The sequence below is a fragment of the Chitinophaga sp. CF418 genome (assembly GCF_900142925.1).
GTDB lineage: Bacteria > Bacteroidota > Bacteroidia > Chitinophagales > Chitinophagaceae > Chitinophaga.
The window spans coordinates 48929-61833 of the sequence record NZ_FRCN01000002.1 but is presented as its reverse complement, the minus strand read 5'-3'; the positions used below and the strand labels follow the sequence as shown (position 1 = coordinate 61833).

The following is a 12905-nucleotide window of genomic DNA, read 5'->3' as shown; positions in this document are numbered from 1 at the left end:
TTAAACCGTAGTCGATGATACGTACAGTCAATCTGCAAAAGATTTTTACAACAGAAGAAATAGAAACTTCTGCCCTGAATGGGATCAATATGGAAGTGAAAGACGGAGAGTTTGTTGCTATTATGGGCCCCTCAGGTTGCGGCAAATCTACCTTACTGAATATCCTGGGGCTGCTGGACAATCCCAGTGGCGGGGAATACCACTTCTGGGACCACGAAGTGGCCAAGATGAGCGAGCGTCAGCGTGCACAGCTCAGAAAAGGATCCATTGGTTTCGTATTCCAGAGTTTTAACCTGATAGATGAGCTGACCGTATTCGAAAATGTGGAACTGCCGCTGTTGTACCTCAAAGTACCTGCCAGCGAAAGGAAGGACAAAGTGGAAAAAGTGTTGGAACGTATGAATATCATGCACCGCCGTAACCACTTCCCGCAACAGTTATCTGGTGGTCAGCAGCAACGTGTGGCTATTGCCCGCGCTGTAGTAGCTAATCCTAAAATGATCCTCGCGGATGAGCCTACCGGTAACCTGGACTCAACCAATGGTGAAGAAGTGATGAAACTGTTGCAGGAGCTGAATGAAGCCGGCACCACCATGATCATGGTAACACACAGCCCTTATGACGCAGGTTTTGCGCATCGTGTCATCAACCTGTTCGATGGTCGTGTAGTGACAGAGAATATCAAGGAACAATTTCATGTCTGATCCCCTGGTATAGATATCAATCATTATTCAAACGTACTCGTATGCTTAACAACTATCTGCGGATTGGCTGGCGTAACCTGCGCCGCTATAAAATGTACAGCAGTATCAATATAGGCGGCCTGGCTATTGGCCTCGCAGTGGGTATCCTGATACTTGTATGGGTACAGGATGAGTTAAGTTATGATAAGTTCCATGAGAAAGGAGATAGCCTGTATAAACTGAGTGTCAGCTTTACCTCCGGCTCTGATGTACAGACCTGGGATGGTATGCCGGGACCGATTGCGGTACACGCCGTGAAAGATATTCCCGGTGTACAAAAGGCTGTACGCACCAGGGATAACTGGGGGGACGTCTCGAAGTTCACTTACAACAACAATGACTTCTTTGATATCAAGACGGGCTTTGTAGAGCCTTCCTTCTTTACATTGTTCACATTCCCACTACTGAAAGGTGATGCACAGCATCCTTTCCCTGACAATACCTCTCTCATTGTAACACGGAGCGCCGCCCTCAAATATTTTGGCACCACTGATGTAATGGGAAAGGTCATAGCGGGAGACGGAAAGAATTATGTCGTTACCGGCCTGATGGAAGATTTTCCTGAGCAGTCCAGTATCAGGTATGAATTTATGCTGCCCTTCAGCATACTCCAGGCGAAATTTGTGAAAAGTGAGTCCTGGCCATCTCTGGATGCTGACTGGGGAGACTTTTATTTCACCACCTACCTACAACTGGCGCCCAATACCTCCACAGCAAAAGTGGCTGCCGCCCTGGCCAGATTACGTCCGGACGGCCAACAGGAACCGGGCACAAAATATAATGTGCAGCCCTTATTTGACGTCCATCTGTATAATCCGGACCTGAGTGAGGGTGGGATCAAAATAGTACGGATATTCCTGATCATCGCTGTTGTAATACTACTGATCGCTTGTGTGAACTATGTGAACCTTTCCACCGCCAGGGCCATGCAAAGGGCTGCGGAGGTGGGCGTCCGTAAAATAGTAGGCGCCAGCAGAAGACAGCTGTTCGCCCAGTTTGTATGGGAATCGGTGCTGGTATTTATGCTGGCATTGGTGCTGGCTATTGCGATCATCCTGATATTGATCCCATTCTATAACAATCTCACTGATAAACATCTTTCTTTCGGCCTGAAGAACCTGCAAATGGTACTTGCCATCGGCTTGTCCATGCTGGTGACGCTGATAGTGGCCGGTATATATCCTGCAATTATTTTATCCTCTTTTAACCCCCTGAAAACATTAAAAGGAGGACTGAGCCTTTCGGGCAGTAACGTCTTCTTCCGTCGCGCCCTGGTAGTAGTGCAGTTCCTTATTGCCACAGTGCTGATTGTCAGTACGCTGGTGGTAGGTCAGCAGTTGCGGTACATAAAATCAAAAGCGCTGGGTTACGATAAGGAGAATGTTTTTTCCTTCAATTCTGACCAGATGTACGATCACCTGGAAGCCGCAGTGCAGGAGTTATCAACCGCTCCCGGTGTAGCAACAGCGGCAATGGCCAATCATAATATGACGGGTATTGACAACAGTACCGGCGATACTTACTGGGATGGTAAAGAGAAGAATGAAACGCTGATCGCGCACGTATTTTCCGCAGATAAGAGCTTCATGGAAATGATGAAGTTCGGCTTTGCCGAAGGACAAAACTTTACCAATTCAAAGGCTGATTCTACACATTTCATCATTAATGAAACAGCTGCAAAAATGATGAGAATGAAAGACCCCATAGGAAAGAAATTCAGACTCTGGGACATTGACGGTACCATCACTGGCGTCATAAAAGACTTTCATTACGCATCCCTACATGAAAAGATCGGTCCCCTGGTGGTCTATTACCGTCCGGTTAATTACAGAGTGTATGTGAAAACAAAACCGGGGGAAATGGACAAGGCTGTCGCATCGGCAGAGCGGCTATATAAACGCTACAATGCCGGATTCCCCTTCAGGTATACCTTCATCGACGATAATCTGAACAAGCTGTACAAACTGGACCAACGTACAGGCAAACTGTTTAACTATTTCGCAGGCATCGCCATCTTCATCAGCTGTCTGGGCCTGTTCGGACTGGCCACGTTTGCCACCGGACAACGTGTAAAAGAAATAGGTGTGAGAAAAGTACTAGGTGCATCTGTCACCAACATTGTTGCATTACTTACCAGCGATTTCCTGAAGATCGTGATGATATCAATAGCACTGTCTGTTCCTGTTGCCTGGTATATTATGAACAGATGGCTGGAAGATTATGCTTATCGCGTCACTATCAATTGGGGCGTATTTATCATGGCCGGCGGCCTGGCGGTAGCAGTAGCGCTACTGACGGTAAGTTTCCAGGCAGTGAAAGCAGCACTGGCCAATCCTGTACGCTCTTTAAGAACTGAATAGCCAACCATAAAAAGAACTGTATGATCAAGAACTATCTGAAGATAGCGTGGAGGAATATCAGAAAGCAGAAATTCTATTCCTTTATCAATATACTGGGGCTGACAATAGGCATGACCTGCTGCTTCCTGATATTTATGTACGTGCGCTTTGAGTTGAGTTATGACTCCTTCCACAAGAATAAAGACAGGATCTACAGGGTAGTGACAGATGTGAAGACGCCTACTGAGCTGATAGAAGCAGATATCACATCTGCGCCCATGGGGCCGAATATCAAGGCTGATTTCCCTGAAGTAGTTTCATCTGTCAGGATAAATTTACAAAATGCACTGGTCACTATTGGCAGTAATAAATATGATGAGGATAAAGTGGCGATGGCTGATTCTGCCTTATTTGACATATTCTCGTTCCAGTTGATAAGGGGCACCGCAAAGGATGCATTGACGGAGCCTTTCACAGCTGTATTGACTGAACGCAAGGCAAAGAAATATTTCGGATCAGCAGATCCTATGGGTAAAACCTTTCAGATGGACGGAGGAAAAGTTACCATCAAGGTAACAGGACTGATGAAGGATGTGCCTGAGAATTCCCATCTGCCCTTTGACATGGTGATCTCTATGGCTACCGTCGAAAAGATGGGACAGAACCTTACGGAATCATGGGGGAATTTTGGTATGCTGACATACCTGTTGCTAACGCCGGGTGCTGATGCAGCTAAACTGGAGAAGAAGCTGCCTGCCTTTATGGAAAGACATGTAGGAAGCACGATGAAGAAGAACAACATGTATTACACATTACACCTGGAGCCTCTGAAAGATGTGTATATGACTTCGAAAAGGCCTGCTGCTGTAAAGGGAAGCATTACCAATATATACATATTCTCCATCATAGCTATTTTCATCCTCCTGATAGCCGTTATCAACTTTGTGAACCTGGCTACAGCCAGGGCAACAGAGAGAGCAAGAGAGGTAGGGGTACGGAAGTCGGTAGGAGCTTATGAGTCGCAGCTCACATTCCAGTTCCTGTGTGAGACCCTGTTACTCAGCTTATTCGCTTTTGTATTGTCAGTGGCCCTGAGCCAGCTGTTGCTGCCATCTTTTAATCTGCTTGCCGGAAAGGAAATAGCATACAATATATTCAGTACCGGCACTATCATATGGTTTCTTTTCATTGCAATAGGCGTGGGCTTACTGGCAGGTGTTTATCCTGCTGTTGTACTGTCTTCTTACAAACCCGTGGTCGTTCTGAAAGGCGCTTTCAGCAGCAGTAACAAAGGATTGTTCCTCAGAAGAGGATTGGTAGTTTTCCAGTTCGTTATCACTATTGTATTGATAGCAGGCGTAATGATCGTTTATTATCAGTTATTATACCTGCAGGGCCGTGATCTGGGATTTAAGAAAGACCAGCAGCTGGTGGTGGAGTTTGGTGGCGTCAATAATATGAAAGAGAAATGGTTTGATATCAGGCAACAGGTATTGAATGTACCCGGCGTATCCGGCGCCACATTCTCATCTGCCATACCGGGCAGGTCCCAGAACTCAGCATATAGTAATATCGAGATGAAGAATGGAGAAATGCAGGCCAGCAATATTAACCTGTACTTTATAGACTATGACTTCATCAAACAATACCAGATTAAATTACTGGCAGGACGCGCATTCTCTCCTCAAATGGCGACAGACAGCACGCAGGCTATGCTCGTAAATGAAGCGGTTGTGTCCTCCCTGGGATATAACAAACCGGAAGAGATCATTGGAAAGAAATTCGACCAGTGGGGAAGAAGGGGTACCATCATTGGTGTGATTAAAAATTTTAACTACCGCTCACTGAAAGAGGCAGTTTCGCCACTGACATTACGTATTGAACCGGAAGCGTTTGCCCCGATGACGATTACTGTTGAGCTAAAAGATATCAAAAAGGTCATTGCCAGTGTAGAAGCTATATACAACAGGTATATACCGGAAGGAAGGTTTAATTATTTCTTTGTAGATGATGATTTTGACCGCCAGTACCGGGGCGACTTCCGTTTTGGTCAGCTGGTGCTGACATTCGCCCTCCTGGCTATTTTCCTGGCCACCTTAGGGTTACTTGGATTGATCTCTTATATCGTGATCCAGCGTACAAAAGAGATCGGTATCCGGAAGGTATTGGGAGCTTCCGTAAGTAATATCCTTTTGTTGCTGTCCACAGATTTCATCAAACTGATAGCTATTGCTTTGCTGGTGGCCACACCATTGGCCTGGTACCTGATGTACCAGTGGCTGCAGGATTTTGCATACCGTATTAATGTACCGTGGTGGGTATTCCTGGCGGCTGGCAGTGTGGCGGTGGTCATTGCGCTGACTACAGTAAGTATACAGACCATGAAGGCTGCAATGACTAACCCGGTGAAGGCATTACGGACAGAATAAAATAATGAAGTTTCTTTAGTAGTTACGTTTAAATATGACAAGTGAAATGTGTCATGGGCAGGTATCTACCCGCCCATAGCTTTTAATTACTTACTAAAAAGAAATTTTATGATAAAGAATTATCTGAAAATAGCCTGGAGAAATTTATGGAGGAACCGCGTATTCTCATCCATCAATATTGCAGGTCTTGGCATCGGGATGGCCGTCAGTTTCACACTGATCCTGTACGTATTGTTCCAGTTCAGTTATGATGATTTTCATAAAAATAACAGCTATGTCTATCATGTGAAGGTGGGTGATGATGGAGGGAGCAATACACCGGTGCCTCTAGGGCCCTTATTGCAAAAGAGCACACCGGAGATCAAAGAGGTGATACGGGCGTCCTATCCCGCGCCTCATTTATTGAAGGCCGGAGACAAGTCCCTGAAATTGTCAGGTTTTTATACTGATCCGAAATTCCTGGATGTATTTACGTTCCCGGTTATAAAGGGGCAGGGGTTGCTGAAAGATGAGAATACGATCATCCTTACAGAAAGCACTGCCAGCAAATTATTTGGGAACGCAGATCCGATAGGTCAGATAGTAAATTTTGACATACAGCATCCGCTTGTTGTAACCGCTGTAATAAAAGATCCGCCTTCAAATTCCACCCTGCAATTCTCATACTTACTGAGCTGGGCCTTGTTCAGGAGCGCAGAGCCATGGGTAAGGGAGGAAGAATGGGGGAATTTTGGTATCAATACATTTGTACAGTTGGTGCCTAAAGCTGATCCTGCAATAGTAGCGCATAAGATCAGGAATGTATTGCATGAACAAAAAGCCATTATTCCTGCTACCAGTTACCTGTTGCTGCATTCAATGAGTAAATGGAAGTTATATGGTGAGATAAAGAATGGCAAGATCGCAGGAGGTGAAATTGCTGCTGTCCGTTTGTTTGCATTATTGGCATTGGGAATCCTTTTGATAGCCTGTGTCAACTTTATGAATCTCAGCACTGCACAGAGCGAGCGCCGTGCTAAGGAGGTCGGCGTAAGGAAATCTGTGGGAGCCAACAGAAGGGCGCTGATCTGGCAGTTTATGAACGAGTCGCTATTGCTGGTGGGTATCTCTCTTTTATTGGCGCTGGCGCTGATGTGGGGTATTCTGCCAACGTTTAATATGCTTACCAATAGCTCGCTGCAACTATCGCAGGCGCCTGCCTCTTTCTGGCTGGCCATTGTACTGCTTGCGTTGTTCACGGCCATCGTCTCAGGCAGTTATCCCGCTTTTGTATTATCCGCGTTCAAGCCAGTCAAGGTATTGAAAGGTGGGATAGTAGAGGTGAAGGGTAATTTCCGTCCAAGGCAGGTGCTGGTAATGTTCCAGTTCACCCTGGCTATTGTATTGATCTTTGTAACAATCGTAATATACCGGCAGATCAACTATATACGTAACCTGCCTATTGGTTATGATCCTAAAGGACTGGTAGACATACAGCTGGAAGGGAATGTTTATGACGACTATGATGCATTCAGGCAGGAAGTTATCGGCGCTGGTGCTGCTGTGAACGGGAGTGCTACGTTAAGTTCCATCGCGCAGGCGGGGGCCAGTATGTGGGCATTGAAATGGCCGGGACAGTTGCCGGGTGAAGAAAATATCAACTTTGGTGTGCTCACGGCAACAGAGAATTTTGTATCAACGTTTGGCATTACCTTAAAGGAAGGACGCGACTTCCTTTCTGCCGGCGATTCACTGTCGATGATGCTGAATGAAACGGCCGTGAAAACGATGCACCTGAAAGAGCCCGTGGTGGGACAACAGGTGCGGGTGAATGGTCAGGACAGGACCATCACTGGTGTTGTGAAAGATTTTGTATGGATGAAGTCTTATATGCCCGCTACCCCTGTGGTTATCCCTTACAATCCGGGCTGGAGAGGCTTCATAACAATGAAGCTCAATCCGCAGTTATCTGTAAGCGAATGCCTGCGGCGGATGGAAAAAATATACCGTTCTTTTAATCCTGACTATCCATTTCAATATACTTTCGTCGACGAGACGTACAAACGTAAATACGCCTACGAACAGGTACTGGGAGTGCTGATCAACGTATTTGCTACACTGGCCATCATGATCAGTTGTCTTGGCCTGCTGGGATTGTCTGTATTTGCAGCCGCCCGCAGAAAGAAAGAGATCGGTATCCGCAAGGTGCTGGGCGCTGGTATAACCCAGGTGACGGTGCTGCTGTCAAAAGAGTTCCTGAAGCCGGTGCTGGTGGCTATCCTGGTGGCAAGCCCGATAGCCTCATACGTTATGATGAAATGGTTACAGCATTATACTTACAGAATATCACTGGAATGGTGGATCTATCTGCTGGCAGGTATGATTGCTATTGTGATAGCGCTGCTTACCGTTAGTATCCAGTCGGTAAAGGCAGCATCCATGAATCCGGTAAAGGCGTTAAGATCAGAATAGATTATATTGAAAGATAAACCACCGGCAACCGGGGAGGACTGGGCCGGCTAAACTACTAAAACAGTATATACTAATGATACAGTTAAGACATATCTCCAAGTATTATCCCGTAGGATTTGGTAAGAATGAAATATTAAAAGATATTGATCTCAGAATTTTTGAAGGAGAGTTTGTATCCATTATGGGACCTTCGGGTTCCGGTAAATCCACCCTCTTACATATTTTAGGATTGCTGGAAGAACCCTCCCAGGGCGAATACCTGTTTGACGGGGAGCCGGTGCATAAAATGAATGAAAAGAAACGTACACAGTTGCACCGGGGAGCAATAGGATTTGTTTTCCAGGCATACCACCTGATAGATGAGCTGACCGTGTATGAAAATATAGAAACGCCTTTATTGTATAAAAATATGCCGGGAGCTGAACGGAAAAGCCGTGTAGCCGATATCCTGGACCGCTTCAATATTGTGGCCAAGAAGGACTTGTTTCCCAGTCAGTTATCAGGCGGACAGCAACAACTGGTGGGCATTGCCCGTGCATTGGTAGGAGAGCCTAAGGTGATCCTCGCGGATGAACCAACAGGTAACCTTCATTCAGATCAGGCTAAAGAGATCATGGAACTGTTCAAACAGTTAAATGAAAAGGATAAGATTACGATAGTACAGGTAACACACTCCGAACTTAATGCAACTTATGGTCACAGGATCATACAGATCCGTGACGGGAAAATCGCATAATTTCTTACAGGTAATTCCCGACGTCAGGTAATCTTATCAAGCTGTTGTGCGCAGGCACTGGGTCTGATGAGGATCCCGGTGTCGGGAATTGTTTGTTTACGAATATTTTACGCCATTCATAAAGAATTTATTTATGTTATCATCACAATTATTATATTTTTGGAAGGTCATGAAAATATCCAAAATCCCGGGATGTATCCTGGCACTGTGCATTTTGTTTGCTAACTCTGCGACCTTAAAGGCGCAGGATACCTGGACACTGCAACGTTCTGTTGATTATGCGCTGGCAAACAACATATCGATCAAGCAACAAGACGTGCAGAAACGTTTTGCGGCATTGACGTATCAGCAGAGCAAATTGGCGCAGATCCCTACCCTCAGCACAGGCGTGCAGGGTACTTATGGTTCCGGCCGTAACATTGACCCGTATACCAATACGATCATTACCCAGTCTTACTTTAACCTCGGTGCAGGGGTGAGTGCCAGTGCTAATATCTTCAGCTGGTTCTACCGCCGTAACCTGATAGCTGCCAATAGTTATGAGGCGCAGGCGCAGGACCGTTTCCTGGAGAGGGCTAAGAATAATGTAGCGTTCAATATTGCTGCAGCGTTCTTACAGATCCTGCTCAATATGGAACAGGTACATATCAGTGAGTTGCAGGTAAAGCTGACCGCATCCCAGCTGGAGAACACTAAGAAACTGGTGATTGCCGGTTCCAAACCGGAAAGTGATCAGGCTGACCTGGAAACCAAACTGGCGAATGATAGTGTAAACCTGATCACAGCACAGAACAATGTGATCATGTCTACATTAGAGATGAAAGCCTATCTGAACCTGGGATTTGACGTGCCTTACGTGGCGCAGGCGCCGGCAAATATTACTGAAATACCGATTCCCCGCCTGGATGAAGTAGATCCGGAAATGGTTTTCAGTGCAGCGCAGACAAACAACCCAGGAATAAAAGGAGATGTGTTAAGGATAAAATCCCTGCAACGTACTTATGCTTCTCAGAAAGGCCTGTTATATCCAAGCCTCTCTGCATCCGGTAACCTGAACACCAGTTATGCCAACAGTGCGAAAAACCAGGTGATTACAGGCTATACTCCTTATACACAGGATATCGGTGAGGTAGCAATAGCCGGGAACACTTATACAGTAAAGGCTACCGGCCAGACGCCTAGTTATAAGCTGGTTACCATCCCATTCAGCGATCAGATCAACAACAACTTCCGTCAGTCCATAGGACTTTCACTGAATATTCCCATTCTGAACGGATGGCAACAGAGAACGGCAGTAAAACAGGCCAGACTAAACATTGAAACACAAAAGCTGACATTGGATCAGGACCTTCAGCAATTACGCAGGGATATTTATACCGCGCATGCCAACGCAATGGCCGCTATTCAGAAGTTTTCCGCCTCCTCCAAAGGAGTAGCGTCTTCTCAGCGTGCTTACGATTTTGCTACCAAGAGGTTCGATCTGGGTTTAATGAATACAATTGACTATATTACTACCCAAAACAACCTGTTCCGAGCTCAGATCGATAAGGTATCAGCCCAATACGAATATATATTTAGAATGAAACTACTGGAGTTTTACAGGGATCAAAAAGTCTCTCTGTAGCAGCTCCCTTCCTTTTGAAATACGCCGTTTTATATGAAGAGAAAGACACTTTTCTGGATCTTGGGGATCATTATTTTGCCCGTTGTCATTGTGGCTGTAAGCAAAGCTGGCAAAGACGACAGCATTAAAGTGGCGGTAGATGATGCCGCTCAAAAAACTATTATAGAGGTGGTTTCTGCCAGCGGTAAGATCTACCCTGAAACAGAAGTAAAGGTCAGCTCTGACGTATCCGGTGAAATCGTAGACCTTCCGGTACTGGAGGGAGACTCCGTACAAAAAGGACAGGTGCTGGTACGCATCTATGCCGATGTATACGGCTCTGTACGCGATAAGGCAACTGCTTCCCTCAGCCAGGCACAGGCCCAGCTGGCTAATTACGCCGCTTCATTGAATGCATTCAAAGCCAAGCTGGAACAGAGCAAATCTGCTTACGACCGTAACAAGGAGCTGCTGGCACAAAAAGTAGTGTCCCGCAGTGAATTCGAAACAGCAGAAGCTACTTACCGTTCCGCCCTGGCAGATTACAATGCTGCCGCCGAGCAGGTGAACAGCAACCGTTATGCCGTACAGAGTGCAAAGGCAGGACTGACAGAAGCCAACACTAACCTGAAACGTACTACTATCGTGGCGCCTATGAGTGGTGTGGTATCCCTGCTGCCTGTTAAAAAAGGCGAACGCGTAGTGGGTACCGGCCAGATGAGCGGTACGGAGATCATGCGTATCGCTGATCTTAACATAATGGAAGTGCAGGTAGATGTAGGAGAAAATGATATTCCCCGCGTAAAATATAATGATACGGCCATCGTAGAAGTAGACGCTTACAGTGATCGTAAATTCAAAGGGATTGTGACCCAGATAGCCAGCTCCAGCAAAGGTGCGGCTACCAGCACGGCCACATCAACTTCTTCTGCTGAACAGGTAACCAGTTATATCGTACATATCCGCATTCTGCCGGATAGCTATAAGGACCTGATCGATCCTGCACATCCGAAGAACTTCCCTTTCCGTCCGGGTATGAGTGCCAGCGTAGATATCCAGACCCGCACAAAGAAGAATGTATTGGCAGTGCCAATCAATGCAGTGACTACCCGCGATATTGTTGATAGCTCTAAAGCAGTAGGTGCTAAGAAGGAAGACCTGGCGGCCGCAAAGGAAAGCGGTAAAGATCAGAAAGAGGTTGTTTTTGTGCTGCAGGCGGATAAAACCGTAAAGCAGGTAATAGTTACTACAGGTGTACAGGATGATACCAATATAGAAGTGTTGTCAGGTCTGAAAGCGGGAGACAAAGTGATCAGCGCTCCTTATTCCGCTGTATCCAAAGATCTTGATCAGGGGAAAAAGGTGAGAGTGGTACAGAAGAAAGAGTTGTTCGAAAACAAAGGTAAATAAAGATATTCCAGCATAAAGAAGCGCGGCCTCGTAGAAACGGGGCCGCTTTTTTTTGTCTGTTACGTAATGGTTAGATGGGAGTATAAGACTTATAGAAGGATAAGTAGTTTATTCATCAATGCCCGCGCTTTCCGGTAGGCGCTGTTTAACTGATTCCGTACGGTTTGTTCTGCCGTCCCTGTCTTTGATGCTATCTCGCGGATGCTTAGTTCATCAAAGTGTGACCAGGTGAATACCTGGCGTTCCTTTTCAGGAAGCGCCCGCAGATCATCCTGTAACCGGGCAATGATGTCTTTGTGTATGATCATGCTTGTAGTAAGTTCAGAACCCTGTTCGCCATACTGTCCGAACTTTTCCAGGTGTTTCTTCTTCAACCCATCGTCCCTGAACTTACGGAGTATCATTTTACGTGCAGCACTGAACAGGTAATAACGGATGTGGGAAGTAATGTGCAGGGTATGCCGTCTTTCCCAGAGATCTGTAAAGAGGTCCTGGATAAGGTCCTGTGCATCGGCCTCGCTGGATAATACACGGGCTGTATACTGGTATAGGGATTCCCAGTAAGTGTTAAAGAGGATTTCAAAGGCGGGCGACTCTCCGGTATGAGGGATGTCTGATCGTCTCTCAGGTTGATCTGTTGTCATAATTTCCAGGCGGCCGCTAAAAATAGGTGAAGGAGCGAGCTGAAGAAAGTGCTATGCCAAATTATCATGAAGACTTAACATTGGAGGGCGCGTTAGCATTATATACAACCGGGAAATTGTTGTCCGTAGCACTGGCCTGCGAAAACTTAACATTGGCCTATGTTAATTTAAGATTAAATTTATGTTATCATATTTAACCAACGTTTCATAAGTTATGTCAAGTACAGATACTGCGAAGACCGCAAAGCCGGCCAAGGCATCCCGCAAAGAAGCACGCACCACCATAGAAAAGAAATTGGACCTCTTATTAGTAGACCTGAAAAATGAACTGGGGGATACAAAGTTCAAAAACAGGATCAGAAAAGCTGCAAAACTGTTGAGTAAAGGTCTGGACAAGCCTAAGAAGAAAGCGCTTGCGAAGAAAAAGGTAGCCAAAAAAGCTACAAAACCAGCAAAACCTGCTAAGGTAGAATCTGCAACTACAAAAGCAGCCGAATAATACATTTCATCAGGAGCAAATACTGGTAATATATATTTAACAGCCCGCCTG

At 45.9% G+C, this 12905-nt stretch carries 9 protein-coding genes; 8 read left to right on the top strand and 1 reads right to left on the bottom strand.

Annotation, left to right across the window (positions count from 1 at the left end; all coding sequences use genetic code 11):
• Window positions 1-14 precede the first annotated feature (14 nt).
• The 7 genes from F3I09_RS04775 (at window position 15) to F3I09_RS04745 (ending at window position 11711) form a co-directional block, all read left to right on the top strand.
• Entirely contained in the window at window positions 15-704 is a 690-nt protein-coding gene (locus F3I09_RS04775; RefSeq protein ID WP_149693914.1) for an ABC transporter ATP-binding protein, read from the top strand.
• Between the two features lie 41 nt (window positions 705-745).
• Window positions 746-3103 (top strand): ABC transporter permease, encoded by a 2358-nt coding sequence (locus F3I09_RS04770; RefSeq protein ID WP_149693913.1) that lies wholly within the window; start codon window positions 746-748, stop codon window positions 3101-3103.
• A gap of 20 nt (window positions 3104-3123) precedes the next feature.
• Window positions 3124-5511, top strand: coding sequence for an ABC transporter permease (locus F3I09_RS04765; RefSeq protein ID WP_149693912.1), 2388 nt, complete (start codon window positions 3124-3126; stop codon window positions 5509-5511).
• Between the two features lie 108 nt (window positions 5512-5619).
• On the top strand, window positions 5620-7962 hold the full coding sequence (locus tag F3I09_RS04760) for an ABC transporter permease (RefSeq protein ID WP_149693911.1): 2343 nt from the start codon (window positions 5620-5622) through the stop codon (window positions 7960-7962).
• A 73-nt stretch (window positions 7963-8035) separates the two neighbouring features.
• Window positions 8036-8698, top strand: a complete 663-nt coding sequence (locus F3I09_RS04755; RefSeq protein WP_149693910.1) for an ABC transporter ATP-binding protein — start codon at window positions 8036-8038, stop codon at window positions 8696-8698.
• A gap of 169 nt (window positions 8699-8867) precedes the next feature.
• Window positions 8868-10322 (top strand): TolC family protein, encoded by a 1455-nt coding sequence (locus F3I09_RS04750; RefSeq protein WP_188133692.1) that lies wholly within the window; start codon window positions 8868-8870, stop codon window positions 10320-10322.
• Between the two features lie 33 nt (window positions 10323-10355).
• On the top strand, window positions 10356-11711 hold the full coding sequence (locus F3I09_RS04745; RefSeq protein WP_149693908.1) for an efflux RND transporter periplasmic adaptor subunit: 1356 nt from the start codon (window positions 10356-10358) through the stop codon (window positions 11709-11711).
• A gap of 89 nt (window positions 11712-11800) precedes the next feature.
• Here the strand turns inward: F3I09_RS04745 and F3I09_RS04740 are convergent, their stop codons facing one another.
• The gene (locus F3I09_RS04740) at window positions 11801-12355 is read right to left on the bottom strand and encodes an RNA polymerase sigma factor (protein ID WP_149693907.1); all 555 of its coding nucleotides are present in this window, start codon (window positions 12353-12355) and stop codon (window positions 11801-11803) included.
• Window positions 12356-12569: 214 nt separating this feature from the next.
• Here F3I09_RS04740 and F3I09_RS04735 point away from each other — a divergent pair, with 214 nt between their 5' ends.
• Window positions 12570-12854: a hypothetical protein gene (locus F3I09_RS04735; RefSeq protein WP_149693906.1), complete on the top strand. Its 285-nt coding sequence runs from the start codon at window positions 12570-12572 to the stop codon at window positions 12852-12854.
• Window positions 12855-12905: the final 51 nt, after the last annotated feature.